Raw genomic sequence first — 26,861 nt, 5'->3', positions numbered from 1 at the left:
TTGTACGATATGAGCTGTCGGTAACCTTTACAAGGTGTAAGAGATGAGGGATGACTCGGACTACCCCCTCAGGCGCGCCCCGTGGTCGCGCCGACGCGCCCCGTCGACGCGCTGACGCCCTGCGCAGCCGGGTGTCCATCCTGGACGCGGCGGTCCGGCTGCTGAACTCCCGGCCCGAGGCCAGTGTGGAAGCCGTCGCCGCCGCCGCGGGCGTGACGCGACAGACGGTCTACGCCCATTTCCCCTCGCGGGAGCACCTGTTGGCGGCAGCGCTCGGCCGGGTCACCGAGGAGGCCGTCGCCGCGATGGACGCCGCCGACCTCGACGCGGGCCCGGCCGCCGACGCCCTGTCGCGGCTGCTCGACGCCGCAGACCGGACGGCGGGGAGGTACCCCGTACTGCTGCGGCAGGCCCAAGCCCTGCCCGCCGACCCGACAGCTGACCGCGAGCGGCACGAACCCGTCACCGACCGGCTGAAGGAGGTGATCCGGCGCGGCCAGGAAACGGGCGAATTCGACGGACACCTCTCGCCGGACTGGCTCGCCGTGGTCGTCATCCGGCTCGGGCACGCGGCGAGCGACGAGGCCGCGGCCGGGCGCATGTCGAGGGAGGAGGCGGCGGCAGCGCTCCGCGTCAGCCTGCTGCGTGTGCTGGGCGCGGATGCAGATGCAGATGCGGCCGCTGCCTCGTGAGCCTCGCTGTCACCGCGCGCCGAAGACCTGCGTCCACCACGGCCCGCCGTCGCCCTGCTGGATGCCGACGCCCATCTCCTTGAACGAGCAGTTGAGGATGTTCTCCCGGTGGCCCTCGCTGTTCATCCAGGAGCTCATGACCGAGGAGGCGGTCTGCTGGCCGCGGGCGATGTTCTCCCCGTAGGTGCTCCATTGGTAGCCCGCCGCGGTGATGCGCTTGCCCGGGTCGGTGCCGTCGGGCGAGGTGTGGGAGAAGTAGTCGCGGGCCTGCATGTCGGCGGAGTGCCGCTGCCCGGCCGTGGCGAGCTTGCTGTTGCTGGTGAGCGGACGGCAACCGGCCTTCTGCCGTTCGGTGTTGACCAGGCTGAGGACCTGCTGCGCCATCGACCCCGAAGGCGCCTGCGGTGTCGGCGCCGCGGTCGGGCGGCTCGGCTTCGACGGCGTGGACGGCCTCGGCTTCGTGGGCTTCGGCGACGCCGTGCGCCGCGGCTTCTCCACGGGCTTCGCCGCCTTCGCCTTCGTCTTCTCCTTCTTCTTCGGCTTGGCGGACTTCGACGGGGACGCGGAGGGGGACTTCTTCGCCTCCGGCGTGCGCGAGGGTGCCGAGCTGGACGGAGTGGGCTCGTCCGTCTCCATCGCCGCGGCCGTGCTCTTGTCGGGTCCGTCGGAGTCGTCCGTGCTGAACTGCATGACCGCGGTCAGCGTCGCTATCGCCACGATGCCCGCGCCGGCCGCGACCGCCTGCCGGCGACGACGCGTGGTGCGCCGCCCCTGGCGCAGCTCGGCGCGCGAGCCGGGCGTGCCGGTGCCGGGCGGCGGGGTGATGGCCGTGACGCCGTCGGCCAGGGTCGCGTCGGCGTCATGCGCGCGGTGCGGGTCTCCGTACCCGTTGCCCGCGTCGTACGTGTTGTACGCGGGGTGGTCGGGGTGGTGGGGGTAGGAGGCGCCCGGGGCCGCCTGGTCGGCGGGGTGCGGGGTGGACAGCGGGTCTACGGGATCTTGTGGGTGCATGGTGTGGGGGTTCGCCTCGATGTGGTCGGAGTGCGGAGCGTGCTGTGCGTGATCGATGTGCTCGGTGTGCGCGGTGTGTTCAAGGTGCTCGGCGTGCTGTGTGTGCTGCATGTGTGCCGCGTGGGCCGTCGCGCCGGGATCGGTCACGTGGAGGGTGCCCGCCGTCAGCGGCGGTACGAGCGCGAGGCCCGCAAGCAGCCCCTCCGCAGGAGTGAGACGCGCACCGTGACCCGTGCACGCGGCGCACGCGCGGGTGTGGCGCGCCAACCGCTTGCGCCACAGCGCGGACGGCCTGCCGTCCCAGGACCCGGTGAGGACCGTGAGTTCGGGGCAGCGCGGCGCGGCCGCCAGGGCGCGCACCACTGTCCGCGCCGACTCCAGCTGCGCCTTCATGCGCTGGACGCGTACGGCGGTGTGCTCGGCGGAGAGGTCGAGGGCCTCGGCGATCTCGGTCCGCGTCAGCTCACCGGCCGCTTCCAGCCACCACAGGGCCAGCAGCTCGCGGTGGTCGTCGTCCATCCAGCGGGTCGCCCGCGCGACCTCCTTGCGCTCGCCGGACAGGCCGAGCCGCAGGATGGTGACGTCGGTGAAGTCGCTGCCCGGGTCGGGCACCTCGTACGCGTCCTGGAGGCCGCTGTCGACGGGGGCGGGGGCGGGGCGCTGGTGGCGGCGCGTCTCGTTCATCGCGATGGCCACCAGCCAGGACCGGAAGGAAGCGGGATCGCGCAGGCCGGGAAGGCCGCGGAGCATCCGCACCATGGCTTCCTGCACGATGTCGTCGACGTCGGCGTGACCGCGGAGGGCCCGGCCGACGATGTTGTACACCAGCGGCAGGCAGGAGGCGGCCAGCTCGTGCTGTGCCTGCGGGTCTCCGGCCCGCGCGGCGGTGACCAGAGCGGTCAGCTCGGCGCCGTCGACCTGCTTGCGCTTCCGCTGATCGTGCTCCACAACGCTTCTCCTGTCCTGGTTCCTGTGTGACCCCGCTGACTGGGAGATCCTGCGCGCTGGAGCGGGATAACAGAAAGCCGGGAGATTGGTTTGAGAGCCGGGTCACGTTTTTCGGGAGGGCTGAGAGAGCGGAGAGTGCAGGGAGCGCCGGGAGAGTGAGGAGAGCTGTGAGAGTCGGGAGAGGCTGATGGTGCCGGAGGGGGCCGATTCGGTCCTGCCCACCCGCGCGCGGCGCCGCTAGCGTGCGAGGTGCGCCGCCGCTGGGGCTGTCCCCACCTGCGGGGTTCGGGGCAGCCGGATGGGCGGTGGGGTGCCGCCTCCGGGATCGTGGGGGTGCGGTGCGCACGACCCGGCTGGTGGGCGCGGACCGCCGACAGGGGAGGCAAGCACATGAGAATGGCGACGGCCGTGGCGACGGCCCTGACCCTCACCGCGGGGACGGCCCTCACTGCGGGGGCGGCGACGGCGGTGACGCCCGCGAAGCCCGCACCGACACCGAGCACGGCCACCGCCGGGCCCACCACCGAATCGACCGTGCGCGGTTTATGGCGTGCGGACGGATACGGCACGGTCTGGTCGATTCGTGGCGAAATGCTGCAGGAGTACCAGACCACCTCCGTGAGCTGCCTGAAGGGCACCGCCGCGAAGCGGACGGGCGCCGGCCGGTACACCACGAAGGACGGCACCGTGCTGACCGTGCGGGCGACGCACGGCCGCAACCACGCGTCACTGAGCGCGGACAGCTCCGTGGGCCACCAGGACCTGCGGCGCGTCCGGGCGCTGCCCGCCGCCTGCACCCGGCCCGCGCCCCAAGGCCCGGTCGACGCCTTTGACACGTTCTGGCAGTCGTTCGAGGAGAACTATCCATTCTTCGCCGCCAAGGGCGTCGACTGGCACGCGGTGCGCGACGAGTACCGGCCCAAGGTGCACGCGGACACCACGCGCAAGGAACTGTTCGCGCTGTTCTCGAAGATGGTCGAACCGCTCGGGGACGCGCATGTCGCCGTGCAGGACGGCGACCGCTTCTTCTTCCGTGTCCGGCCGGGCACCGTGATGCCGGGCCCGGAACTGGACGCCCGGGTCAAGAAGTTCGTCGTGGCGCGCGACCTGAAGGGCGCCCAGAACGTACAGGACTTCGCCAAGGGGCGGATCACGTATGCCGATCTGCCCGGCGGGCAGGGCTATCTGCGGGTCTCCGGCTTCAGCGGCTACGCGGGCGACGGCGCCCCGTACAGCGCGCACCTCGCCGAGCTCGACCGGGCGCTCGACACCGTCTTCACCAAGGAGCGCACCCGGAGCCTGAAGGGTCTGGTCATCGACCTGCGGATCAACGGCGGCGGTTCGGACGCGCTCGGGGTACGCATCGCGGGGCGCCTCACCGACACCGGCTACGTCGCGTACTCCAAGCGCGCCCGCAACGACCCCGCCGACCCCACGCAGCACACGCACCCCCAGCCCATCCGCGTCACGCCCGCCGACGCGCCCCGCTACACCGGTCCGGTGGCCCTGCTGACCGGCGGCTCGACGGTGAGCGCGGGCGAGACGTTCACCCAGGCGCTGATCGACCGGCCCGGCGGGGCCGTGCGCGTCGGGCAGCACACGCAGGGCGTCTTCTCGGACGTCCTGGTGCGCGCGCTGCCCAACGGCATGGCGGCGTGGCTGCCGAACGAGGAGTACCTGACGCGGTCGGGAACCACCTTCGACGGCCCGGGGATTCCGCCGCACGTGACCGAACCGGTCTTCACGGAGGAGGAGTTCGAGAAGAACCGGGACTCGGCGTTCGACCGGGCGCTGAAGATCCTTGCCTCGAGGGGCGGAACGCACGGTCCGAAGACGGGGAGTTAGCCTCACGGGATGGTTGTCTGGGACGAGGAACGGCTGCTGGCGCTGGAGGTCGACGCGATCCACGGGCTCGTACCGGACTCGGGAGATCCGCCGGCCCTGCGGGACGAGGCGGTGCTGGCCGTCTGGGCGTGGTCACCGCGGGCGCGGCTCCTCGCGCTCGGCCCGGGCGTCGTGTGCCCGGGCCGCCCCGACGACGACTCGGAGACGTACCGCCCGGGGCACGTCCCCGGCACCGTCGCCCGCCTCGCCGCGGCCCTCGGGGGCCGGGCGGGGGCCGTCGAGGGCGGACCGTGCTGGCTGTTCCCGGCTCGCCTCGCGGTCTCCGTCCCGAGCCCCCTGCCCGTCCTGGTCTCCACCACGGAGGGGCGGGCGGTCGCGCGGCGCCTTGACCGTCCCGCCACCTGGGAGCCCGGCGAGTGGGCCGAGCTGATCGGCGGAGCCCTGGGGGAGTGGGCCATGGCCGTGTACGGCCGGGAGCCGGTGTCGATCTGCCACACCCCCGCCTCCAACGGCGTCGCCGCGGAAGCGGGCGTCTGGACCCGCCCGGACTTCCGCGGCCGCGGCATCGCCACCGCCTGTGTCGCGGCCTGGTCCGAACGCGAACGCCACACCAAGGACGTGCTGTTCTACAGCACGACCGCCGCCAACCACGCCTCCCAGTCGGTCGCCCGCGCCTTGGGCCTCGCCCCGCTGGGCTGGATCTGGCGGGTGCGGCGCGCGGACGGCCGCCCGGCCCTCTAAGCGGACGGCCGCCCGGCCCTCTCAAGGTGTCGAGCGCGCTAAATGTGTTGAGCGCGGTGACGGCGCCCCCGTACGTTCGGGCCGTGACGGAATCCGCAACACCCCCGCACGAAACGCCGACCCCCGGGGACAAGGCTCCACCGCCCCCGGGCACGGCACCCGACCTCCCCACCGACCTTCCGGACCTGGTCCTGCGGGAGCTGACGGCCGAAGACGCCGACGCGTACTACGCGTTGCTCGACCGCAACCGGCAGCATCTGAGCCGCCTGGGCGACTATCAGGCGGAGAGCCGCGCCACCCCCGCATGGGTGCGCGAGCACCTGGACGAGGACCCCGGCGGCCTGCGCTACGGCATCCGTCTCGGCGGCCGACTGATCGGCCGGGTCGACCTGATCGCCGTGGACCCGCCGCGCTACGGCACCGGCTACTGGCTGGACGAGGCCCACGTGGGCGCCGGCCGCGCCACGGCCGCGTGCGCCGCCCTCTACGCATACGCGGCCCGCGAGCTCGAAGCGACGGACATCTACGCCGGGGTCACGCGGGGCAACGACCGGAGCGTGGCGCTGCTCGCACGCCTGGGCTTCGAGCCGGTGGCGGAGTTCGCGGACTACACGCGGTTCCACCTCGGTCTCGGGGAGCGGTAGTCGTCGGCGTACGGTGCCGTGGGCGGCGGCCGAGCGGACTACTCTCGCTCGGCCGCCGCGCCGTCCCCCTCGTCGAAGCCCGTCCGCACCTCCCGCAGCAGCACCATCGCGCCCACGGCCAGCACCGTCACGATCGCGCCCGCCACCCCCGCGGCGACGTTGAGACCGCCGGTGAACGCCTCCCGCGCGGGCTCCAGGAGCTCCGGGCCCAGGGAGCCGGGGAGTTCGCGGGCGGCGGCGTCCGCGTTGGCGAGGGTGTCGCGGGCCGCGTGCGCGGCGTCGTCCGGGAGGCCCTGGGGGAGGGTGTCGGCGGTCTCGTCGCGGTACACGGCCGTGACCACGCTGCCCAGGCCCGCGATGCCCAGGGCGATGCCGAACTCCATGCCCGTCTCCGACATCGCCGCCGCCGAACCGGCCTTCTCCGGGGGCGCCGCACCGACGACCAGGTCCGTGCCGAGGACCATCATCGGGCTGATGCCCGTATAGACGAGTACGAAGCCGGTCACGAGCAGGGGCAGCCCGTCGGCGCTGTCCACCTGCGTGATCAGGGCATATCCGGCGACCGAGACGAGCAGCGCGCCGCCGACGACCCGGCCGGGGCGTACGCGACGGGTGAGCGCGGGCGTCAGCGACGAGGCGACGATCAGCGCGGCCGCCGCGGGCAGCAGCCACAGACCCGCCTCGAACGGCGAGAGGCCCGCGACGAGTTGCAGGTACTGCGTGATGAACAGATAGAGCCCGCCCATGACACCCAGGCCGAGCAGCAGGACCAGCAGCGCGGCGCTGAACGCGCGGTTCCTGAACAGCCGCAGGTCCAGCAGCGGATCGGCCAGCGCACGCTGCCGGAGCACGAAGAGCGCGCCGAAGACCGCGCCGGTCAGCAGCGCCGCGGCCGACAGGGCGTCGAAGCCGTGCTCGGCCAGGCGTTTGAGGCCGTAGATGCCCGGCAGGACCGTGACCAGGGACAGCACGACGCTCGCCGCGTCGATGCGGCCCGCCGCCGGATCCCGGTACTCCGGCAGCAGCAGCGGCGCGGCCACCAGCAGGACGACCATGACCGGCACACCCAGCAGGAACACCGAACCCCACCAGAACCACTCCAGGAGCGCACCGCCGAGGACGGGCCCGACGGCGATCCCCACCGAGAAGCAGGTGACCCACACGCTGATGGCGACCCCGCGCTGCCGCGGATCCTTGAACATGTTGCTGATCAGGGCCAGCGTGGACGGCATGAGCGTGGCGCCCGTGATGCCGAGGAGCGCGCGGGCGGTGATCAGCATCTCGGGGCTGGTGGACTTCGCGGCCAGGACCGACGCGACGCCGAACCCCAGGGCCCCGGCCATCAGCAGCCTGCGGCGGCCGACCCGGTCGCCCAAGGTGCCCATGGTCACCAGGAACCCGGCGATCATGAATCCGTAGATGTCGACCGCCCACAGCAACTCCGTGCTGCTGGGCCCCAGATCGGCGCTGATGGCGGGCACGGCCAGATTCAGTACGGTCGCGTCGAGGGCCAGCAGAATCGTGGGCAGCGTCAGCACGAAGAGGCCGAGCCATTCCCTTGGTCCCGCCCGTAGTCCTGCCTCGGGCCGGGCGTCGGTCTTCGTAGCCATGGAGAGCGCCTTTCGGAGTGACGGAGTGACGGAGTGACGGAGTGACGGATTGACTGAGTGACGGCGTGATTCGGGGCCGCGCCGGGGGGTGAGGGATCTCGTGGCGCCCCAGGCGGATGCCAGCGTGCGGTACTCCGCTCACAGGCCGCTCTCCGCGCACTCACGGCCCACATCCGGCTGGTCACAGCGCTGAGTTACCGTGGCGCCATGCGATTCGGGGTGCTCGGGCCACTGGCCGTGTGGACGGCGGACGGCGGCGCGGTCACCGTCCCCGGTCCCAAGACCCGCGCCCTGCTTGCCGCTCTCCTGGCCCGCGACGGGCGTCCCGTGTCCGTGGACCGGCTGACCGACGACCTCTGGGGCGAGGAGGAGCTTCCCGGCAAGCCCGCGGCGGCTCTGCAGACCAAGGTGTGGCAGTTGCGGCGCGCGTTCGAAGACGCCGAGCCCGGGGGCCGCGAGCTGGTGACGTTCCAGGAGAGCGGCTATGTGCTGCGTACGGAGAGGGAGGGCGTCGACGCCGGGCAGTTCCGGGCGCTGACGGCCCGGGCCCGGGCGGCCGGCGACCCTCGCGTCCGCGCCGGGCTCCTGGCCGACGCCCTGGCGCTCTGGCGGGGCCGGGCGTACGAGGGCTTCGAAGACGCCCCCTTCGCGCGGCCCGTCGCCGGGCGCCTGGAGGAAGACCGCATCACCGCAGTCGAGGAGCACGCCGAGACGCGGGTCGAACTCGGCGCATACCGTGAAGTCGCGGGCGAGTTGGGCGCGCTCGTCGCGGAGCATCCGCTGCGCGAGCGGCTGCGCGCCGTGCACATGCGCGCCCTCTACGGGGCGGGGAGAGCGAGCGACGCGCTGGCCTCGTACCGCGAACTGAGACGGCGCCTCGCGGACGAACTGGGCCTCGACCCCGGCCCGGAGCTCGTCGCTCTGCACCAGGCGGTCCTGGAACAGGATCCGGGTCTCGGCACCGCCGCACCGATCCCGCCGGTGTCCCTGGGCCGCCGCTCGGCGCCACACGACCCGTTGCCGCCGGAGCCGCTGCTCGCGACACCGCCGCCTCCCTCCCCTCACCCGCGTACGAACCTGCCCGCGCCCCTTACTGAACTCATCGGCAGGGAAAGCGCGTTGGCCGAGGTGAAGTCGCTGTTCGACACGGCGCGGGAGCTGACCCTGACCGGGGCCGGTGGCGTGGGCAAGACGCGGCTCGCGCTGGAGGCGGCCGCGCAGCTCGCGGGCGACTTCCCCGACGGTGCCTGGCTCGTCGAGCTCGCGGCCCGGGGACGTACGGAACCGGCGGACGCGCCGCACGCGGTGGCGGAGGCGGTGATGACGGCGCTCGGCATTCGCGAGGAGACAGCCATCCGCGAGGAGACCGCCATCCGCGAGGAGACCGCCCCCGAGACCGTCACCCCCTCTTTTCCGTCCACCACCACTGGAGTCGGCTCCACCACCGCTGGAGTCGGCCCCACACCCGCCGACCGGCTTGCCGAGGCGCTGAGCGACAAGCGGATGCTGCTGGTGCTCGACAACTGCGAGCACGTGATCGACGCGGTCGCCGAGCTGGCCACCGCGCTGCTGCGCCGCGCCGCGGGCCTGCGCCTCCTGGTCACCAGCCAGGAACCCCTCGGCATCCCCGGCGAGGTGATCCGGCCCGTGCCGCCGCTCGACGTCCCCGACCCGGGTGACGAGGCCGACCCCGAGGACGTGGCCCGCGCCGGCGCCGTGCGGCTGTTCCTCGCGCGGGCCGCCGCCGCGGCCCCCGGCTTCGTCCTCGACGCGAACAACGCCCGGGACGTCGCGACGGTGTGCCGTCGGCTCGACGGGATTCCACTGGCGCTGGAACTGGCCGCCACCCGGGTGCGCGCCCTGGGCGTAAGGGAGTTGGTCGCGCGCCTCGACGACCGGTTCCGGCTGCTCGCCACCGGGTACCGGGGCGCGCCACCCCGGCAGCAGACGCTGCGCGCGATGATCGACTGGAGCTGGGAGCTGCTGACCCCGCCCGAGCAGGTCGTGCTCCGCAGGCTCGCCGTGCACAGCGACGGCTGCACGCTGCGCGCGGCAGAGGAGGTGTGCGCGGGGGAGGGGCTGCGGCGCGAGGAGGTCCTGGAGCTGCTCGCACGCCTGGTGGACCGGTCACTGGTCGTCGCGACCGGCAACGCCGACCGCGGCGGCGGGCTTCGGTACCGGCTCCTCGAATCGGTCGCGGAGTACGGTACGTCCCGGCTGCACGAGGCCGGGGAGACGCATCGGGTGCGCCGTCGGCACCGCGACCACTACCTCGCCCTCGCCGAACGCGTCGCACCGCACCTGCGCGGGCACGACCAGCGGCGCCATCTGCGCATCCTGGACGCGGAAGCCGCCAACTGCCGCCGGGCGCTGGACGACGCGGTGCGCGACGGCGCCGCCCATGACGCGCTGCGGCTGGTGAACGCGCTGGCCTGGTACTGGTTCCTGCGCGGCCGGCTCAGGGAAGCCGTGAGGTCGCTGGAGGCGGCGCTCGCCGTGGCACGCGAGGCAGGGTCGACCGCCGCGATGCCGGAGCCCGTCGTCTCGGCACGGGCCCAGGCCCGGGCCTGGCAGGCGGGTTTCGCCGTGCTCGTAGGTGACGGCGCATCAGCCCCTCATGCTCAAGCCGATGCGGATGCCGATGCCTCTGCTCACGCCGATTCCGACGCCGCGGAGCGGAACCGGGGCGCCGTCGAACTCTCCAAGGACATCACGGACCGGCGCGACGGCGCCCGGGCCCAGTGGTTCCTCGGCTTCGCCCTGTTCGGCGTGGGCGACCAGGTGGCGAGCGAGGAACTGATCCGGCACGCCCTCGACGGCTTCCGTGTCCTCGACGACCAGTGGGGCCTGGCCGCGGCGCTCTGCGTGCGCGCCAACCAGGCCCACGTACGCGGCGACCTCGACGCGCTCGAACGCGACGGGCGCCGGAGTGCCGCGCTCTTCGCGGAACTCGGGGACGCCTGGGGCCAGTTGCTGACCGTCGAACCCCTCGCCGGGCTCGCCCAGATGACCGGCGACTACGCACGGGCCGCGCGGCTGCACGAGGACGGTCTGCGGATGGCGGAGGAACTGGGGCTGTGGCCCGAGGCCGCCGAACAGCTCAGCGGCCTCGGCAGCACCGCCACGCTCACCGGCGACCACGGAGCGGCGCGCGAGTTCCACGAGCGGGCCATGCGCCTCGCCGCGGAACACAGCTTCAAGCCGGGCGTGATCCGCGCCGAAGTCGGCCTCGGTCTCGGCGCGCGCCGCGAGGGCCGACTCGACGCCGCCGAGACCCACTTGCGCCATGTGCTCCAGTGGCTCTCCCGGATGGCCTTCGAACCGGGGCGCGCGCTGGTCCTGACCGAACTCGGCTTCATCGCGGAACAGCGCGGCGACGCGGCCGAGGCCATGCGGCTCCACCAGGAGGGCTGGGCGGCGGCCCGCAACACCGGCGACGCCCGCGCCCAGGCATTCGCCCTGGAAGGCCTGGCCGGAGCCCACACCCTCGCGGACCGCCCCGGCTGCGCCGCCCTCCTCCTCGGAGCGGCGCACCGCGCCAGGCAGTCCGTCCGCATGCCGCTCCCACCCGCCGAGCGCGCGGACGTCGACCGCATCATCACGGCCGTACGCGCCCGCCTGGACGAGGAGACGTACGGAGCCGCGTACCGGCGTGGCCACGCGCTGACGCCCGAGGAAGCGGTGTCCGCCGCCTCGCCTCTTCGCGAGGGGGGATGACACCGCTCCATAGGGCTCCTACGTGGTGACGGTTTCGTCCTGCGGCTGAGAGGTGGGCTCTTCGGCGCCCTGGCTGTTCGAGGGTGTGGCGCCGCGCATCAGCAGTGCGGTCAGCAGGGCACCGGCGGCCGCGGCGGCAGCCGCACCCAGGAACGCCGCGCTGAATCCGTCGGTGAGGGCGGGCAGGTCGCCGATTTCGCCAGCGCCCTGCGACGTGGCGAGCGCGGTGAGCGCGGCCAGTCCGAGGGCCGAGCCCACCTGATAGGTGGTGTTGACGATGCCGGAGGCCAGACCCGCCTGCTCCTGGGGTACGCCCGACATGGCGGCCATCATCGCCGGGATGTACGCCAGCGACATGCCGACCGCGGCCACCAGCGAGGCCGGCAGGACGTCGACCACGAACGTGCCCGTGGGTTCCACGGCCGCCAGCCACAGCAGGCCCGCGGCGAGGACGAGCAGGCCGCCCACGATCAGCGGCTTGGGGCCGAAGCGGCCGAGCAGCCGTGCGGTGACGGTCGTCATGAACAGCATCAGGAGGCCGGTCATCGGCAGCAGTGCGGCGCCGCTGGCGAACGCCCCGTACCCGAGCACCTGCTGCAGATAGAGGTTGAGGAAGTACCACATCGGGATCCAGGCCGCGCCGAGCAGCGTCATCGCCAGGTTCGACGGCGCGAGGCCCGGCGTACGCCACACGCCGAGGGGCATGAGCGGCGCCTTGGCCGAGCGCTGGACGGCCAGGAAGAGTCCGAGGAGCAGGGCGGCGCCGAGCAGTTCCAGGACGGTCTGCGTGGTGCCCCAGCCCACCTCGGGGGCGCGGACGGTGGCGAACACCGCGAGGGCGAGACCGGCGGTGACGGCCGCCGCGCCGAGAACGTCGATCGAGCCGCGCCGGCCCGCGACCGCCGGCAGCAGTCCCGTGGCCAGCAGCGTGGCGATCCCGATCGGGATGTAGATGATGAACACCCAGGGCCAGCTGGCCCATTCGGTGAAGACGCCGCCCAGGAAGACGCCCGCCGTGCCGCCGGCCGGTGCGGCCGCGCCGTAGAGCGCGAGCGCCTTGCCGAGTTCCTTCGGGTCGTGGCTGAAGAGCATCATCAGCAGGGTCATGGAGGCAGGCGCGATGAGCGCGCCGCCCACGCCCTGCACGGCGCGGCCCACGACTTCCACCCATGCGGTCGTCGCGGCCGCGGCCACCACCGAACCGCCGATCAGCACGGCCCAGCCGCTCACGAAGATCCGCCGGGCGCCGAGCAGGTCCGAGAGCCGCCCACCGAGCAGGAGCAGGCCGCCGAAGGCGATGACGTACGCGTTGAACACCCACTGCAGATCGCCCTGGGAGAAACCGAGGTCGCGCTGCATCTCGGGCAGGGCCACGCCGATGATCGACGTGTCCATGATCACCATGAACTGGGCGGTGGCGAGCACGAGCAGCGCCCACCAGCGCCGTGGGTTGACGGTTGACATGAGGTTTCCCTCCCTCTCGATATACCCCCGCGGGGTATGACGACGAGGAAGTTAACATACCCCAGGAGGGTATGGAAGCAAGATGGGGAAGCGGCGGTCTGGATCCACCTCGCGGGAGGTTGGGTGGGGTGAGGTCCCCCTGCTCAAGCGCCTGTTGGCGGAGCCGGAAGGTGCGGTGCGTCTCCGCGGCGTCGCTTGCCGGGCGGGGCGGGCCCCTCAGTCTGCTGAGCGCACCTCAAGACACTACGGAGCGTTCGAGAGCGTCGGTCAGCCACAGGTGGGAGGCGCCGAGCCTGACCGGGTCGCCGCTGGCCTCGGTCACGAGCCGCCAGTAGCGGCGCATCCGGGGGTCGCGGTCGGGGGCCACGTCGGCCAGCAGTCGGCGCCTGAACTCCGGGGTGTCGCCGCCGCCGCGCACCGAGGCGTGTGCCGCTACGAACCGATCGAGCTCGAGGCCCACGCGGGGCGGCTCGCCCGCCCGCACCATGGGCTCGGCGAGCACGCACGCCTCGACGATGCCGTTCATCAACTTGTCCTCGTCGGCGATCGCCTCGACGTTGGTGCGCGCCCTGGCGAGGAGGCCGCGCGTCAGCGACCGGTCGCCGGCCAGGGCGACCAGCAGCTCCAGCCGGGCGGCCCGGTGAGCCGGTCCGGCCTCCTCGACCGCGCGCAACGAGGCCCGCCGCCAGGCCAGGCCCGCGAGCTGCACGTCGATCGCGGCCCGCTCGGCGGCAACGGCCTCGGCCACGGAACTCTCGCCCGCGAGTACGTGTCTGATGGAGGGCAGCCAAGCCCCAGCCGGCGCAGCCGTCTGACCAGGCCGAGCCGCTCCACGGCCGTGGGGTCGAACCTGCGGTGCCCGCCCGTGCTGCGCACCGAGTCGAGGATGCCCTCGTCGCAGTAGAAGCGAATGGTCCGCACCGACACGCCGGTCAGCCGCGCCAGGTCCCCGATCCCCAACGTCTCATCGAGCAAAGGCACTTGAACGGCCCGCTGCCGGCGGTCTTCTGGCTGCGCAGGATGCTGGGCGACACGTGCGTCCACCACTACGACGCGGCGGTCGCCACGGCCACCGCGTTCGCGATCGCCGACGACCTTGCGGCCGAGGTGATCAGCGAGAACAGGGACTTGATGTCCTCGCCGGCCGCGGAGGCGCTCAGGCCGGGCTGGCCGAGCTGCGCGGCCGGGGGGGAGCGGCTCGGGTTCCAGCCGAGGTCCATGGAGGGTTGGGTGGTCACCATGACGCCCGAGGGGTTGGAGTGGGAGCGCGGGCCGGTCGAGGCCGACGTGGTGGTGTCCGGGGCGGTGGCGGACCTCATGCTGGTGATCTCCCGCCGTCTCCCGCCGGAGGGCGCCTGGGTGACGGTGACGGGCGACCGCACGCTGCTGGACCACTGGCTGGCCCACACGGCGTTCTAGCCTCACGCGCTTCACAGGGCGTTTCAGGCGTGGCCGTAGGGCGTTTCAGAGGTGGCCGTCTCGTGCTCAACTGCTCGACAGCCTCTGCGGGGTGCCGGCCCGGAAGGTGCGCCGGTACGCCGCCGGGGTCGTCGCCAGTGCCCGGTGAAAGTGCTGGCGCAGGCTGTCCGCGCTGCCAAGACCGCTCCGCTCCGCCACCGTGTCCACTCCCAGGTCCGTCGTCTCCAGCAACTCCCGCGCACGCGCAAGACGCTGCAGGTTGAGCCACTTCAGCGGGGTGGCGCCCACCTCCGCCGCGAAGCGGCGGCCGAACGTCCGCGTGCTCATCCCTGCCCGGGACGCCAACTCGGCGATCGTCAGCGGCCGGTGGAGCCGGGTCAACGCCCAGTCCAGCACCGGCCCGAGGCCCTCCGCCTGCGGTGGGACAGGGGCCGGCGGCAGTGCGTACTGGGTCTGGTCGCCCTCCCGGTGCGGCGCCACGACCATCCGGCGGCCGACCTCCGCCGCCGCTGCCGTGCCGTAGTCGCCGCGCACGATGTGCAGGCACAGATCGATGGCCGCGGCCGTGCCCGCGCTCGTGAGGATCGAGCCGTCGTCGACGTACAGAGAACGGTCGTCGACGCGTACGTACGGATGGCGGCGGCGCAACTCCTCCGCGTACATCCAGTGGGTCGCCGCCGGACGCCCGTCAAGGAGTCCGGCCGCGGCCAGCACGAACGCCCCCGAGCAGAGGGAGGCGATCCGCGCCCCGCGGGCATGCGCCTCGCGCAACGCGTCGAGCAGGGCGGCCGGCGGTTCGTAGCCGTCCATCACGCAGGCCGGGACCACGATCAGATCCGCCTCGCGCAGCGACTCGAGGCCGTGCTCGGCCTCCAGGCGCAGACCGCCAGGGGCGCGCTGTGCGCCTCCCGGGGCGGTGGCGCACAGCGTCAGCTCGTACCCCTCGCCCGCGAACACCGCGCACGGCACGGCCAGCTCGAACAGCGAGGTCTCCTCCAACAGGGTCACCACGACACGAAGCGTCATGGCGTAAATCTAGGGGAACCTGACGTTTTCGCCAATGGCTTGGTGCAGACGCTGATCGGATGGTGGGCCCATGGCATGGAACTCACCGAACTCGCCGAACTCACAGACCGCGCCCGGCCACAGGCTGGCCCTCGCCGGGATCTCGGCGATCGGCGTGACCTTCGGTTTCGCGCGATACGGATACGGGCTCTTCCTCCCCGAGCTGCGCGAGGAGTTCGGGCTCTCCGTCTCCCTCGTCGGGCTGATCGGCAGCGCCACCTACGTCGGATATCTGGCCGCGCTGCTGATGGTCGGTGCCCTCGTCGCGCGCTTCGGGCCGCGCCCGCTCGTCCTCGCCGGCGGGCTCTCCGCCGCCGTCGGAATGGGGCTCGTGGCGCTCGCTCAGGGGCCGGGGCTGCTGATCACCGGGCTGACGCTCGCCGGTACGAGCTCCGGCTGGGCCTGGGCCCCCTACTCCGACGCGGTCGACCGGATGGTGCCGGCCGGGCGGCGCGAGCACGTCCTGGGCACCATCGCCAGCGGCACCGCCTTCGCCGTCGTGGTCGCGGGCCCGCTGGCGCTGTTCGCCCATGGCGGGGGATGGCGGTACGTCTGGCTGGCCTTCGCACTGGCGGCGCTGGCATCGGCCGCGTACAACGCCCGTGTGTTGCCCGGGGGTTCGGGCCGACGGATACAGCGCAGCGGCGGACGGCCGACGTACCGCCGCAGCGCACTGCCGCTCCTGCTCACCGCTGCCGTCTACGGCCTCGTCGGCGCCGTCTACTGGTCCTTCGCCGTCGAAGCGATCACCGACGCGGCGGGTACCGGTTCCGCAACCGCGCCCCTGTTCTGGTCCCTGATGGGCGCGGCCGGCACGGCGGGCGCGCTGACCGGCCACGCCATCGCGCGGTACGGGCTGCACCGCGTCCACACCGGGCTCTTCGTCGGCATCACCGTCGCGGTCGCCCTCCTCGGCCTCGCTCCCGGCTCGCTCCCCGCCGTCGCCTTCTCCGCCCTGCTCTACGGCCCGTGCTTCATGGCGGGATCCGGGATGCTCGCGGTGTGGAGTTACCGCGTCTTTCCCGAGCGGCCCTCCGCCGGCTTCAGCGTCACCGTCTTCTTCCTGGGGCTCGGCACCATCGCGGGACCTGCGCTGCTTGGCGCCTACGCCGAACTTCATGGTCTGCGCGCCGCGTTCCTCCTCACGGCGGGCGTCGCGGCCCTCGCCCTCTTGTGCGCTCCAAGCCGCGGCGCGCGCGGGCCTGGACGCCATCAGGACCAGGACCAGGACACCCTGGCTCACGTCCGCAGCGCAGCTCACTCATTCAGGCGGATTCCCTGACAATCAGGCAGGGAATTCCTGATCGCAGTCTTGTCCGCGGTACTCGGCTCGCAAGACGTGCCGAGCGAGGCAGCGGGCATCGGATGCGACGGAGCGAGCCGATGGCTGTTCAAGGAACGGTGAAGTGGTACAACGCCGAGAAGGGGTTCGGATTCATCTCCCCTGACAACGGAGGCGCAGACGTCTTCGTGCACTACAGCGAGATCCAGAGCAACGGCTACCGAACCCTGGAAGAGAACCAGAGGGTCGAGTTCGAGATCGGCCGAGGGCAAAAGGGGCCGCAGGCTCAGACGGTAAGGCCGCTATGACGCACGCAGCGACGTAGCCATCACAGCTGCTCTGATGCCCTTCTTCCCGGCAGCTCACCGATGAGCGGCCAGCACGGCCGCGAGGCCCTCTTGCAGGTCCTTGACGAAATACTCGGGAACCTCCAGCGCCGGGAAATGTCCTCCCTTTTCGGGCGTCCTCCATCGGACGATCTGCCGGTACCGCTCCTGTGCCCAGGGGCGCGGACACTTCTCGACGTCGCGGGGATACATGGTGAGTGCTGACGGGACGTCGACCCGAAGTTCGGGGTCAAGCGAGTTGTGGCTTTCGTAGTAGATGCGGGCCGCCGATGCGCCCGTCCGCGTCAGCCAGTACAGGGTGACGTCGTCAAGAATCCTGTCCATGGAAATCGTCTCGAACGGGCTGTCTTCCGTGTCCGACCACTCGGCGAACTTGTCAAGGATCCAGGCAAGAAGCCCGACCGGTGAGTCGACGAGCGAGTAGCCGATGGTCTGCGGTCGGGTCGCCTGCTGCTTCGCGTACGCCGCGCGGTGGCGCCAGAAATCGCGGGTTTCCTCGGCCCACTCGCGCTCGACAGCCGTAAGCCCGTCCGTTGTCAGCCCGGGCGGTCCCTCCGCGAACGTGGTGTGGATCCCGAGAACGTGCGCCGGGAACCTGCCGCCGAGGACCGTGGTGATATTGCCTCCCCAGTCGCCGCCGTGGGCCAGGAACTTGCTGTAGCCGAGCTTTCCCATCAGCTCCACCCATGCGGCCGCGATCTTTTCGGTTCCCCACCCGGTGGTGGCCGGCTTGTCGCTGTAACCGAAGCCGGGCAGCGACGGGACCACGACGTGGAACGCCGGCGCGTCCGCGTCTTTCGGATCCGCCAGCTCGTCCACTACATCGATGAACCGAACAACGCTGTCCGGCCAGCCGTGCGTCAAGATCAGAGGAGTGGCATCCGCGCGCGCGGATCGGCGGTGCAGGAAGTGGATTCCCAGATCATCAATGGTCGTACGGAACTGGCCGATTTGATTGAGGCGGTCCTCGAACGACCGCCAGTTGTACCCGGTGCGCCAGTAGTTCACGACATCGACGAGGTCGGCGAGCGGAACGCCCTGTTCCCATCGGCGAGGGTCGGACGCGGCGCGACAGACCGTCTCGGCCTCCGGTAGCCGCGCCGCGGCCAGTCGCGCGCGCAGATCGTCGAGGTCGGCGTCAGTTGCGTGGGCTTCAAATGCTTGCACGTCGCTGGTTGGACGGGGCATGAGACCTCCTGACCGTCGTGGAACCGGCTACGACCCATCGCGAACCGGCTTAGACGGTTCTAGCAGGCCTCCGTGCCGACGTGCAACCGGCTAAGGTGGTTCTATGCATGCTCGGTTCCCGGACTTCCGCCTCGGCAACGTGCTGGCGACCAGCTTCACGGGGACGCTGTCGGAGCGTCACGGCAACGCTGTAGAGCGCATTCCCGCGCCGCACCGACTCGTCGACTGGCTGGCAGTGAACGGCCTCGCCGTGGACTCCTGCACCACTGCCCAGCTCGACCTCGCCCGGGAACTGAGGGAGTCGATCCACGCCGCCGCCACAGCGGCCGCGCTCCAGGACGCTCTCCCTGCCTCTGCCGTCCAAGTCATCAATGACTGCAGCGCTCAGGGCCGGGCCGCGGCGATCCTGACGCCCGAGGGCAGGCGGCGATGGCGGCTCAGCTCGGCTTCCAGCGTGGAAGACGCCCTCAGCGTGATCGCCGCCGACGCGATCAGCGTCATCGCAGGCCAACGCGACGGAAAACTGGCCCTGTGTGCATCGCCGACCTGTCGAGCCGCCTTCTTCGACACCAGTCAAAGCCGCACCCGCAAATGGTGCGACATGAACACGTGCGGGAATCGTCAGAAGAAGGCGCGCTTCAACGCCAACCAGCGCAAAAACCCCAGATCAGCGGAGTGATCGTGACCTGAACGGCCCGGTCGGGGCCGTCGCGGTTCCTACGCTTCTGCAGCGGGGTGGTAGCGCACATCGACCTCGGCAAAGGGCTGTGAGCCGTGGGCATGCCGCAGCCGGATCGGCCGGCCGCCGGGATTGTCGAAGAGCCGGATGCCGTCACCAAGCAGGACGGGGGCAATGTGCAGGTTGATTTCATCGATCAGGCCGCGCTTGAGCAGTTGGCGGCCGATTGTTGGGGAGAGGACTTCGAGGTTCTTGCCGTCGGCGGCCTCCAGGCCGATGCGTACCGCCTCGGCCACGTCGCAGTTCAGGAACGTGACGCCGTCGGCGGGCGTGGCGTCTTCAGGGTGGTGGGTGAGGACGAAGATCCGGCCCTTCCAGTCCTCGCTGTAGGGCCGGGCGCCCGGGGCGCGGTCCCAGCCGTTCCGCCCGCCCAGGACCGCGCCGGTGGTCTCGATGTACTCCTCTTCCACGCCGTCGCGGCCGGTGACCCCGGTCAGCCAGTCCATGGCATGGTGCGGGCCCGCCACGAACCCGTCCAGCGACACGCTGAAGTGAAAGAGGACCTTGCCGGCGGCCTGTTGCGGTTCGAGGTCGAACATCTGGAGCTCCTTCGCTCTGCGTGCCGGCGCGAAAGCACCGGCTACACAGACAGACCAGACGGACGCCCCGAACTCATCGCCGCATCATTGCTCACACCTCTGCCGTCGCCACCCCCTGCGCGGCCCCCGTCCAACGGATCCGCACCGCGCACACCGACACCAGGCACGCCGAGACCGCCACCGCCGCCATGCCCCAGACCAGGCTGCTGCCGGCCGCGATGAAACCGATGACCGGCGGTCCCGCGAGGAGGCCCGTCGTGCCCATGGCGGCCACCAGGGCCAGGGCGTCCGAGCCCTGCCGCGCCGCCGCCACGTACACGCAGGGGGTCACCGCCGCGATGCCGAGGCCCATGCAGGCGAAGCCGATCAGGGCCGGTACGACGCCGCCGGCCAGGAGGGCGAACGCCAGGCCCGCGGCGGCCAGGACGCTGCCGACGCGTACGACGCGGCCGTCGCCCCACTTGGTCCGCCAGCCGTCGGCGAAGAGGCGGGCGAGGACCATCATGACCGACACGACGGCGATGCCCAGGGGCGCCAGGCGTGCCGAGGCCTCGGCGACCTCCTTCATGTACAGCGCCGACCAGTCGTTCATGGCGCCCTCCGCCACGGTGCCGAACACCATGGCGCCGCCCATCCACAGGGTCACCCGAGACGGGATGGTCCAGGTGCGCCGCTTCTTCTCCGCCGGGGCGTCGGCCGACCGACCGGCGGGTCGTTCGTCCGGCAGGAGCGTCGGCTGCGCGTACAGCGTCAGGAGCAGAATGAGCACGGTGGCGACGCCGAAGTGCAGTGCCACCGACGAACTGAGCGCGCTCATGCCGGAGGCGAGGAGCGCGGCGCCCAGCGACCCGGCGCTGAACGTCGCGTGCAACTGTGACATGGCGGTGCGCCCGTGCCGGGACTCCAGCGCGGCGCCCTGCGCGTTCATCGCGACGTTCAGGCACCCGACGCCCAGGCCGTCGGCGCACATCACGGCCAGGGCGACCGGGTAGTTGGGCGCGGCGGCCAGGGCGAGAAGCAGCACGCCGAGGAACAGCGCCGACAGGAGCGCGAGACGCCGTGAACCCCAGCGCCTGCTGAGGGCGGCGACCAGCGGGAAGGACGCCGCCGCGCCGACGCCGCACGCCATCAGGAGCAGCCCCAGCTCGGCCTCGGTCAGGTCGAGCCGGGACTTCAGCGCGGGCAGCCGCGCCGCCCACGTGGCGTACTGGAAGCCCAGGACGCAGAACAGGGCCGCGATGGCCAGTTGTGCGCGGCGGAACTCGTCGCGAACGAGCAACATGTGCATCAGCCTCTTCAGCCTCTTCGTCCTTCCGGCACCGCCGCGGACATGTACACCGCGTCCGTGCCGTAACTGCCCGGGAGGGGGATCTCCCGGTGCGCCCGGTAGCCCTGCGCCGCCCAGAAGGTCTCGCTCCCGGCGACGGCGACCAGGGAGATCCGCTCGTACGCCTGCGCCCGCGCGGTCGTCGTCAGATGGCGCAGCAGGCGCCGGGCGAGCCCGCGCCCCCGGAAGCCCTCGGCGACGACGAGGTCGTGCAGGTGCAGATTCCCCGAGGGGCCCAAGGGGATCGAGGAGGAGGCGGTCACCTCCGGGCGTGCCAAGTCCGGTGACTGGTACGACGGGTAGGGCAGCGCGAGCAGGTATCCCGCGGGACCCGCGGAGGCGGAGTCGGATGCCGAGGCCGAGTCGAGCACGAAGCACGTGCTCGGCGATGCCCGCGCCCGCGACTCCAGCGCCGCGCGCCCCTCCGAGAGGCCGAGCTCCGTGTAGACCTCGGCCTCCAGCTCCGCGATGCCGCTCCAGTCCTCGTCGGCGATGTGCCGTATGCGGACGTCGATGTGCGGAACGCGTACGTCGTGGGTCATCTAGCGCGGCCCTCCCGGGGCGGTGGCGGGCCGGGCGTCGCGCTCGTCGCGTATCCACGTGTACGGCAGCGGACCGAAGCCGTTGAAGCCCTGGGTGGTGTAACTCGTCGCGTAGGCACCGGAGGAGAGGATCCAGACGGGGTCGCCCGACGCGGCCGTCCGGGGCACGTGGACCAGGCTGCCCTCGTGGCTGTACGCGTCGTCGCTGTCGCAGGTGGGGCCCGCGACGACGGCGGGTACGTAGTCGCTGCCCCGGTACTCGGGGAAGACCAGCGTGTACTGGAGCGCGTCCATCTCGTACAGGCCGTTGAACTTGCCGCAGCTCAGGTACAGCCAGTGCTGGCGTTCCCCCGTGATCTGCTGGCGCGCGGAGAGACGGGACACGTGGGCGCGCACGGCGCCGTGGTCGGCGACCAGGTAGCGGCCGGGCTCGATGACGAAGTCCAGCGGGGCCCCGGCCACCGCCCGCAGGCGCTGCATGCCCTCCCGGATCACGGCGAAGATCTTGTCCAGGGGCGGGTCGAGGGGCCTGCCGTGCCGGTCGCGGTAGCCGAGGGCGGGCAGCCCGCCGCCCAGGTTGATGTGGTCCAGGAGGATCCCGCGCCGCTCCAGGGCCGCCAGCACGTCGGCCATGCGGTCGAACGCGGCCCGCCAGGCCTCGGCCGTCATCTGCTGCGAGCCGACGTGCACGGACAGGCCCGACGGCGTCAGGCCCGCCGCCCGCGCCGTCGAAAGGACGCGCAGGGCGTCGGCGGGGGAGCAGCCGAACTTGTGGCTGAGGCCCCACAGGGCCCCCTCCCCGTCGGTGGCGAGACGGCAGAACACCCGGGCGCCGGGGGCGAGTTCGGCGATCGCGCGCACGTCCTCCACGCTGTCCGTCGCGAAGTCCCGGATGCCCATGCGGTGGGCCTCGGCGATGTGCCGGTCGGACTTGATGGTGTTCCCGTAGTGGATCCGGTCGGCCGGGGTGCCGGTCGCGAGGGCCTGCGCGATCTCGTGCGGGCTCGCCGCGTCGAAGCCGGCGCCCCGCCCCGCCAGGCAGGACAGCACCTCGTCCACCGGACAGGCCTTCATCGCGAACCGGACGGACACGCCCGGCAGTTCACGCGCCAGCGAGTCGTGGCGCTCGGCGATGCCGGGGAGGTCGTAGACGATCTGGTCCTCCGTGGCGGCCGCCAGGGCCGCCCGCAGGTTGGTCGTGTCGTACATGGTGGATGCCCTGTTCCGCTACGCGTGCAGCCGGCTGAGGCTCGTGGACCCGCTCGCCCGGACCAGCGCCGCCCAGTGCTCGATGAGCAGCGCGAAGTCCTCCATGTCCTGCCGCGCCTCGTCGAGCAGCCGCTCGCGCCGCGGGACCAGGGTGTCGGCGAACGCCGCGTACTTGCCGCCGAGCTTGCGGTAGGAGCGGTCGAGGACGCGCAGCCGCTCCGCGTTCTCCGCCGTGTCCAGCTCGGTGCTCCGCCGGACGAGTTCGGCGACGCGCGACACGCGCACCTCGTGCCGCTCGTCGAGCAGCGACGACCCGGCTTCCGTCATCTCGCGGTAGACGAAGTTCAGATACAGCATCGACAGGAAGAACTTCACGAACCGGTTCTGGTAGGCGACGAATCCGGACGGGGTGCGCCGCTCGCCCGTGTAGAAGTTCACGATGTTGCGGTTGTGTACGACACCGGGGAGCGTGGCGTCGTACACGAGGTGCAGCAGGAAGTAGTCGCTGCCGATGGTGTCGGTCGCCGGGGGCAGCGGCACCTGTTCGTGCACCCGGTGGAAGCTGACGTTGCACATGTCGACGCGCATGGGGTCGACGAGGGTGAGGAGCGCCTCGTCCCGCGTGAACGGGTCGAGGCCGGCGCCGCGGAAGGACTCGTCGACCAGCTCGCGCTTCTCGTCGTCGGTCGAGTCGGCCGGAGCCCAGAGGCTGACGACGTCGTAGTACACCTCGCGGTCGAGATCGAGCATTTCCCCGATGTCCACGGACAGTTCGCCGATGAACGAGGAGCCCACGAGCACCACCGGCTTGTCGGCGTGCGCCGCGTCGAGGACGGTGTCGGTGACGCCGTCGGCGGCGTCGGCCGCGCGCTTGCCGAGGGACATCAGCTCGTGGTGGACGGGGAAGACGGGCTCGCCGTCCAGGACTTGATAGGTGCTGTCCGAGTCCCTGCGGTGCACCGACGCGCAGCCGAGCGCGGCGGCGATGAGGAAGGCCCGGTTGGTGCAGGCGCCGTACGACACGGCGTCGGGCAGCATGAGGTCGAGCAGCAGGTCCGGCTTGAGGGAGCCGGAGTGGTGGACGACCTCCCGCAGGAAGGACCGCTGTTCGTCCTCGCCGAGGTGGTGCACCACGATCCGCGGCGCGCCGTGCGCCGCCCGCGCGGCGCGGGCGTGCTCGGCGAAGGTCGCGGGGTCGGAGGAGTCCAGGATCAGCACGTGCACGTCGACGTCGAAGGTCCGGGCCGCGTACTCCGCCTCCTGGAGGAGGGCGGAAACCATCGGGGCGCACGCCCTGTTGGTGGGCAGGGTCAGGCAGATCTTGCGCATGGCGGTTCTCCGGTTCACCACTAGGCGTTGTCGGCGTGCCAGGAGCTGAGGCCGAGGAGTTTCTCGCCCAGGTCGGTGAGTGTGGCCGTGCCGTAGCGCTCCGACTCGTGCTGCGTGGCGTCGCCGACGAGCGTCGCGTTCCAGTCGGGCGTCGAGAGGTTGCGCCAGGACTCGACGCGGGACTTGCGCAGCACGTGGTGGGATTCGAGGGCGGGCATCATGGAGAGGTACTGCACCGCTCGGACACCGTTGTCAGAGGTGTTGGGGGCGACGCCGTGCGCCAGCATGCCGTTCCAGATCAGCAGGTCGCCCGCCTTCAACTCGGGCCGCAACACGGGGAATTCGGACCGGTCGGTGTTGGGCCGCACCGGGTCGCGGTCGGCGGGCTGGTCCAGCTTCCACCGGTCGAACTGCCGGAACAGCTCGGGCGAGCACTGGAACCCGCCGAGCTCGGGCTGCGTGTCGTGGAGCGCGATGATGCCCTGCACGCGCTGCGGCAGCACCTCGCGCGTGGAGTCGACGTCCCAGTGCAGCTCGATGTCGAAGCCCTCGTCCGTGGGCGCGATCAGCGCGCGGTCGCGGTTCTTGACGTTCGGCGGGTTGAGGTTGAGCCGGTCGAGGGTCACCCACAGCTCTTCGCAGTCCCACACGTCGACGAACGCGTCGTAGACCCGCTGCGTCTGCCGGCTGTCCCAGATGAGCTGGTGGTGGTACGCCTCCACGAAGCCGTAGATGTACAGGTCCCGCTCCAGGTCCGTGCGGAACTCCCGCTCCTCGTACCAGGTGTCGGGGCGGGACGGGTCGAGCCCCTGGAAGTCCCAGGTGAAGTCGAGGAGCTTCTTGGCGGCCGCGGCGGGGATCGCCTCCTCCACGACCACATGGCCGTAGGTCTGCCAGGAGGCGAACTGCTCCTCGGTCAGGACACGCAGCGGCTGCGTCTTCGCTATCTCCTTGAGCGGGAACTGTGCCAGGTACGTCTCGCCGTCCGAGCTGAAGTACGGGCGGTCGGACGCGGCGCGGTGCAGAAACTCGTGAGGTGTGGACATGCGGGGTCCTCAAAGGCTGGTGTGACGCGGTGCAGGGGTACGGGTGGGCGCGGTGTGGGCAGGACGGACCGCGGCTTCGCACGTTCCGCGCGTGGGGGGAGGCCTCCGCGGGGGAGGCGGCGACGAGAACGGCGTGGGCGCTGCCGTCGTCGCGGTCCGGGAGCATCACTGCCCGCCGGGCCGGCAGGGGGACCGGGGCGCCACTCGCCGCGCCGGACGGGTCGGTCCGGTCGCGGGGGCGTCGCGTACGACGTGCCCCGGTCTGTCCGAGGTCGGAGTGCGTGCGGGTGGTTGGCGTGCGGATCGGGGCACGTGCGGATCGGGGCAACGGATCGCGGTGCTCGGGTGCTTGACCGTGATCCTCAGTGGACTAGACCAGATTCGGTTTCAACCAAGATGGACTAGACCAAGACTGAAGTCAACCCCCGCCCGGTGCGGGCGCGTTGGGGTGTCCACGTCCACGGATACGGTCCGTCGCCGGGCGATTCCGGCGGGTGCGGGCGGCCCCGCCGACGGGGTCGCCCGGGGCGTTCGGAGGGGGCCGTCCCGGTCGTGCGGGAGGCGTCGCCCGGTCGCTCAGGACGCGCCGGCCAGCACCTCGGCGACGGCGATACCGGACACTCGCGTGGCGCCGTACGTCGTCAGATGGACCGCGCCGACCTGTTCGCCCGCGGGAACGCCCATCTCCACCACCAGGGCGTCCGGGCGGCGCCGCACCAGGCCCGCGAGCGCCTCGGACATCCACGGGTGCCGGGCCGCGTCGCGCACGACGACGACCAGGTCCCGGCCGGTCGCGGGCGTGAGGGCGAGGCGGTCCAACAGGTCGTCCTGGCCGGTCAGTTCGGCCTCGCAGATGCGCACGGACGTCGTGCCCGGGCGCAGCGCGCGCAGCGGCTCGCCGACGCCCCACGGCGTCGCACCGTCGACGGCGAGGCTCATGGTGGGGGAGAGCTCGACGACGTGCGGGTCGGCCGTGAGCGGGAGGTCCGCGCCGTTGCCGCCGCGATGGACGCGGACGGCGCGCCGGGCCGCGACCAGGCCGATATCGGACGGGTCCGCGTCGGGGCCGGCCTGTCGGCCGAGGGCGGCCGACCAGGCGGCGAACTCGCCCACGCGGGCGGCGGCCTCGGTGAGGCGCTCCTCGGGCAGCGTGCCGTCGAGCACGGCGCGCACCAGGGCGTCGGCGAGGTCGACGGTCGTGGACTCCTCGGCGCTCTCGCCCCCGACGCACACCGCGTCCACTCCGGCGGCGACCGCCCGCACGGTGGCTCCGGTGATGCCGTACGGGCCGCTGACGGCGCCCATCTCGATGCCGTCGGTGACGACCAGGCCGGTGAAGCCGAGCTCCTCGCGCAGCAGGCCGTTGATGATGGGGTGACTGAGGGTCGCGGGCAGCTCGCTGTCGTGGGCGGGCACGAGCATGTGCGCCGTCATGACGGCGCGGACGCCCGCGTCCATCGCGGCGGCGAACGGCGGCAGGGCGGTGCGGGCGATCTCGGCGGCGTCGGCCGTGAACCGGGGCAGTCCGTGGTGGGAGTCGACGTCGGTGTCGCCGTGACCGGGGAAGTGCTTGGCGCAGGCCGCGACCCCGGCGGACTGCAGCCCGCGGATCCAGGCGGCGGTGTGGCGCCCGACGACGTCGGTGTGCTCCCCGAAGGAACGTACCCCGATGACCGGGTTCATCGCGTTGGAGTTCACGTCGGCGCTGGGCGCGAAGTCCAACGAGACGCCGATGGCCCGCAGCTGGAGGCCGATGTCGCGGGCGACGCGCTCGGTGAGGTCGGTGTCGTCGATGGCTCCGAGCGCGAGGTTGCCCGGCCAGGAGGCGCCGGTGCGGGCGCCGATGCGGGTCACGTCGCCGGCCTCTTCGTCGATGGCGACGATCAGGTCCGGGTTCTCGGCGCGCAGGGCCGTGGTGAGCGCGGCGACCTGCTCGGGGCTCTCGATGTTGCGCCCGAAGAGGACGACGGAGGCGAGCCCGTCGGCGATCCTGCGGCGCACCCAGTCCGGCGCGGTGGTGCCCACGAACCCCGGTTGGAGCACGGAGTTGGCCAGCCGGGTGAGGCGCGGGTGGCTGTCGCTTGCCATGAGGGACCTCCGGTAGAGCGGGGTGTGGTTCGGCGGATCGGTCGACCGCGGCGAAAGCGGTGCGAACGA

Annotated in this window: 22 protein-coding genes and 1 pseudogene; 9 read left to right on the top strand and 14 right to left on the bottom strand. The window is 72.0% G+C overall.

Going from position 1 to position 26,861, the window contains the following annotated elements; genetic code table 11:
- The first annotated feature begins 50 nt into the window (after window positions 1–50).
- Entirely contained in the window at window positions 51–692 is a 642-nt protein-coding gene (locus AC0KTA_RS00565; protein WP_481053087.1) for a TetR/AcrR family transcriptional regulator, read from the top strand.
- Window positions 693–701: 9 nt separating this feature from the next.
- Here AC0KTA_RS00565 and AC0KTA_RS00560 read toward each other — a convergent pair whose 3' ends face one another.
- Entirely contained in the window at window positions 702–2,651 is a 1,950-nt protein-coding gene (locus AC0KTA_RS00560; protein WP_481053086.1) for a sigma-70 family RNA polymerase sigma factor, read from the bottom strand.
- Window positions 2,652–3,041: 390 nt separating this feature from the next.
- Between AC0KTA_RS00560 and AC0KTA_RS00555 the strand changes: the two genes are divergently transcribed.
- From AC0KTA_RS00555 to AC0KTA_RS00545, 3 genes are all read left to right on the top strand, one after another.
- A complete protein-coding gene (locus AC0KTA_RS00555) occupies window positions 3,042–4,496 on the top strand; it encodes a S41 family peptidase (protein ID WP_481053085.1) in 1,455 nt (484 codons plus the stop codon).
- Between the two features lie 9 nt (window positions 4,497–4,505).
- Window positions 4,506–5,237, top strand: coding sequence for a GNAT family N-acetyltransferase (locus AC0KTA_RS00550; protein WP_481053084.1), 732 nt, complete (start codon window positions 4,506–4,508; stop codon window positions 5,235–5,237).
- A gap of 83 nt (window positions 5,238–5,320) precedes the next feature.
- Window positions 5,321–5,881, top strand: a complete 561-nt coding sequence (locus AC0KTA_RS00545; RefSeq protein WP_481053083.1) for a GNAT family N-acetyltransferase — start codon at window positions 5,321–5,323, stop codon at window positions 5,879–5,881.
- 38 nt (window positions 5,882–5,919) lie between these two features.
- Here the strand turns inward: AC0KTA_RS00545 and AC0KTA_RS00540 are convergent, their stop codons facing one another.
- Window positions 5,920–7,491, bottom strand: a complete 1,572-nt coding sequence (locus AC0KTA_RS00540) for an MFS transporter (protein WP_481053082.1) — start codon at window positions 7,489–7,491, stop codon at window positions 5,920–5,922.
- Window positions 7,492–7,698: 207 nt separating this feature from the next.
- On the opposite strand from AC0KTA_RS00540, the gene AC0KTA_RS00535 reads away from it, so the two are divergent.
- Complete coding sequence (locus AC0KTA_RS00535) at window positions 7,699–11,208, top strand: AfsR/SARP family transcriptional regulator (protein WP_481053081.1); 3,510 nt, start codon at window positions 7,699–7,701, stop codon at window positions 11,206–11,208.
- Between the two features lie 18 nt (window positions 11,209–11,226).
- Here the strand turns inward: AC0KTA_RS00535 and AC0KTA_RS00530 are convergent, their stop codons facing one another.
- The 3 genes and pseudogenes from AC0KTA_RS00530 to AC0KTA_RS00520 form a co-directional block, all read right to left on the bottom strand.
- A complete protein-coding gene (locus AC0KTA_RS00530; protein WP_481053080.1) occupies window positions 11,227–12,672 on the bottom strand; it encodes an MFS transporter in 1,446 nt (481 codons plus the stop codon).
- A 235-nt stretch (window positions 12,673–12,907) separates the two neighbouring features.
- A complete protein-coding gene (locus AC0KTA_RS00525; protein ID WP_481053079.1) occupies window positions 12,908–13,420 on the bottom strand; it encodes a hypothetical protein in 513 nt (170 codons plus the stop codon).
- A 98-nt stretch (window positions 13,421–13,518) separates the two neighbouring features.
- Window positions 13,519–13,593, bottom strand: a pseudogene (locus AC0KTA_RS00520) (MerR family transcriptional regulator); the annotation flags it as partial.
- A gap of 60 nt (window positions 13,594–13,653) precedes the next feature.
- On the opposite strand from AC0KTA_RS00520, the gene AC0KTA_RS00515 reads away from it, so the two are divergent.
- A complete protein-coding gene (locus AC0KTA_RS00515) occupies window positions 13,654–14,091 on the top strand; it encodes a hypothetical protein (RefSeq protein WP_481053078.1) in 438 nt (145 codons plus the stop codon).
- A gap of 66 nt (window positions 14,092–14,157) precedes the next feature.
- Here the strand turns inward: AC0KTA_RS00515 and AC0KTA_RS00510 are convergent, their stop codons facing one another.
- Complete coding sequence (locus AC0KTA_RS00510; RefSeq protein WP_481053077.1) at window positions 14,158–15,117, bottom strand: helix-turn-helix domain-containing protein; 960 nt, start codon at window positions 15,115–15,117, stop codon at window positions 14,158–14,160.
- Window positions 15,118–15,187: 70 nt separating this feature from the next.
- Here AC0KTA_RS00510 and AC0KTA_RS00505 point away from each other — a divergent pair, with 70 nt between their 5' ends.
- Window positions 15,188–16,438: an MFS transporter gene (locus AC0KTA_RS00505; RefSeq protein ID WP_481053076.1), complete on the top strand. Its 1,251-nt coding sequence runs from the start codon at window positions 15,188–15,190 to the stop codon at window positions 16,436–16,438.
- 101 nt (window positions 16,439–16,539) lie between these two features.
- Window positions 16,540–16,746, top strand: coding sequence for a cold-shock protein (locus AC0KTA_RS00500; RefSeq protein ID WP_481053075.1), 207 nt, complete (start codon window positions 16,540–16,542; stop codon window positions 16,744–16,746).
- Window positions 16,747–16,800: 54 nt separating this feature from the next.
- Here the strand turns inward: AC0KTA_RS00500 and AC0KTA_RS00495 are convergent, their stop codons facing one another.
- Window positions 16,801–17,973, bottom strand: a complete 1,173-nt coding sequence (locus AC0KTA_RS00495) for an epoxide hydrolase family protein (RefSeq protein WP_481053074.1) — start codon at window positions 17,971–17,973, stop codon at window positions 16,801–16,803.
- 103 nt (window positions 17,974–18,076) lie between these two features.
- On the opposite strand from AC0KTA_RS00495, the gene AC0KTA_RS00490 reads away from it, so the two are divergent.
- On the top strand, window positions 18,077–18,652 hold the full coding sequence (locus AC0KTA_RS00490; RefSeq protein WP_481053073.1) for a CGNR zinc finger domain-containing protein: 576 nt from the start codon (window positions 18,077–18,079) through the stop codon (window positions 18,650–18,652).
- Between the two features lie 38 nt (window positions 18,653–18,690).
- Here AC0KTA_RS00490 and AC0KTA_RS00485 read toward each other — a convergent pair whose 3' ends face one another.
- From AC0KTA_RS00485 to AC0KTA_RS00455, 7 genes are all read right to left on the bottom strand, one after another.
- A complete protein-coding gene (locus tag AC0KTA_RS00485; protein ID WP_481053072.1) occupies window positions 18,691–19,251 on the bottom strand; it encodes a dihydrofolate reductase family protein in 561 nt (186 codons plus the stop codon).
- 91 nt (window positions 19,252–19,342) lie between these two features.
- Window positions 19,343–20,533: an MFS transporter gene (locus AC0KTA_RS00480; RefSeq protein ID WP_481053071.1), complete on the bottom strand. Its 1,191-nt coding sequence runs from the start codon at window positions 20,531–20,533 to the stop codon at window positions 19,343–19,345.
- A 14-nt stretch (window positions 20,534–20,547) separates the two neighbouring features.
- Window positions 20,548–21,120 carry a GNAT family N-acetyltransferase gene (locus AC0KTA_RS00475; RefSeq protein WP_481053070.1) on the bottom strand — a complete coding sequence of 191 codons (573 nt, stop codon included), beginning with the start codon at window positions 21,118–21,120 and terminating at the stop codon, window positions 20,548–20,550.
- Window positions 21,121–22,329 carry a type III PLP-dependent enzyme gene (locus tag AC0KTA_RS00470; protein ID WP_481053069.1) on the bottom strand — a complete coding sequence of 403 codons (1,209 nt, stop codon included), beginning with the start codon at window positions 22,327–22,329 and terminating at the stop codon, window positions 21,121–21,123. It abuts the gene before it with no gap.
- Window positions 22,330–22,347: 18 nt separating this feature from the next.
- Window positions 22,348–23,658, bottom strand: a complete 1,311-nt coding sequence (locus tag AC0KTA_RS00465) for a DUF6271 family protein (RefSeq protein ID WP_481053068.1) — start codon at window positions 23,656–23,658, stop codon at window positions 22,348–22,350.
- A gap of 20 nt (window positions 23,659–23,678) precedes the next feature.
- Complete coding sequence (locus AC0KTA_RS00460) at window positions 23,679–24,704, bottom strand: phytanoyl-CoA dioxygenase family protein (RefSeq protein ID WP_481053067.1); 1,026 nt, start codon at window positions 24,702–24,704, stop codon at window positions 23,679–23,681.
- Window positions 24,705–25,280: 576 nt separating this feature from the next.
- Window positions 25,281–26,792, bottom strand: a complete 1,512-nt coding sequence (locus AC0KTA_RS00455; protein WP_481053066.1) for a glycoside hydrolase family 3 protein — start codon at window positions 26,790–26,792, stop codon at window positions 25,281–25,283.
- Window positions 26,793–26,861 lie beyond the last annotated feature (69 nt).

It is taken from the genome of Streptomyces sp. Y309, assembly GCF_056712025.1.
Note: the sequence above shows the minus strand (reverse complement) of the source record. Positions and strands in the feature narration are given on the sequence as shown.

What these genes read in the sequence shown, in the direction of transcription:
- AC0KTA_RS00565 (WP_481053087.1), top strand. Translation starts at nt 51, where the DNA reads ATGACTCGGACTACCCCCTCAGGCGCGCCCCGTGGTCGCGCCGACGCG.
- AC0KTA_RS00555 (WP_481053085.1), top strand. Translation starts at nt 3,042, where the DNA reads ATGAGAATGGCGACGGCCGTGGCGACGGCCCTGACCCTCACCGCGGGG.
- AC0KTA_RS00550 (WP_481053084.1), top strand. Translation starts at nt 4,506, where the DNA reads ATGGTTGTCTGGGACGAGGAACGGCTGCTGGCGCTGGAGGTCGACGCG.
- AC0KTA_RS00540 (WP_481053082.1), bottom strand. Translation starts at nt 7,491, where the DNA reads ATGGCTACGAAGACCGACGCCCGGCCCGAGGCAGGACTACGGGCGGGA.
- AC0KTA_RS00535 (WP_481053081.1), top strand. Translation starts at nt 7,699, where the DNA reads ATGCGATTCGGGGTGCTCGGGCCACTGGCCGTGTGGACGGCGGACGGC.
- AC0KTA_RS00530 (WP_481053080.1), bottom strand. Translation starts at nt 12,672, where the DNA reads ATGTCAACCGTCAACCCACGGCGCTGGTGGGCGCTGCTCGTGCTCGCC.
- AC0KTA_RS00510 (WP_481053077.1), bottom strand. Translation starts at nt 15,117, where the DNA reads ATGACGCTTCGTGTCGTGGTGACCCTGTTGGAGGAGACCTCGCTGTTC.
- AC0KTA_RS00505 (WP_481053076.1), top strand. Translation starts at nt 15,188, where the DNA reads ATGGCATGGAACTCACCGAACTCGCCGAACTCACAGACCGCGCCCGGC.
- AC0KTA_RS00500 (WP_481053075.1), top strand. Translation starts at nt 16,540, where the DNA reads ATGGCTGTTCAAGGAACGGTGAAGTGGTACAACGCCGAGAAGGGGTTC.
- AC0KTA_RS00495 (WP_481053074.1), bottom strand. Translation starts at nt 17,973, where the DNA reads ATGCCCCGTCCAACCAGCGACGTGCAAGCATTTGAAGCCCACGCAACT.
- AC0KTA_RS00490 (WP_481053073.1), top strand. Translation starts at nt 18,077, where the DNA reads ATGCATGCTCGGTTCCCGGACTTCCGCCTCGGCAACGTGCTGGCGACC.
- AC0KTA_RS00485 (WP_481053072.1), bottom strand. Translation starts at nt 19,251, where the DNA reads ATGTTCGACCTCGAACCGCAACAGGCCGCCGGCAAGGTCCTCTTTCAC.
- AC0KTA_RS00480 (WP_481053071.1), bottom strand. Translation starts at nt 20,533, where the DNA reads ATGTTGCTCGTTCGCGACGAGTTCCGCCGCGCACAACTGGCCATCGCG.
- AC0KTA_RS00475 (WP_481053070.1), bottom strand. Translation starts at nt 21,120, where the DNA reads ATGACCCACGACGTACGCGTTCCGCACATCGACGTCCGCATACGGCAC.
- AC0KTA_RS00470 (WP_481053069.1), bottom strand. Translation starts at nt 22,329, where the DNA reads ATGTACGACACGACCAACCTGCGGGCGGCCCTGGCGGCCGCCACGGAG.
- AC0KTA_RS00465 (WP_481053068.1), bottom strand. Translation starts at nt 23,658, where the DNA reads ATGCGCAAGATCTGCCTGACCCTGCCCACCAACAGGGCGTGCGCCCCG.
- AC0KTA_RS00460 (WP_481053067.1), bottom strand. Translation starts at nt 24,704, where the DNA reads ATGTCCACACCTCACGAGTTTCTGCACCGCGCCGCGTCCGACCGCCCG.
- AC0KTA_RS00455 (WP_481053066.1), bottom strand. Translation starts at nt 26,792, where the DNA reads ATGGCAAGCGACAGCCACCCGCGCCTCACCCGGCTGGCCAACTCCGTG.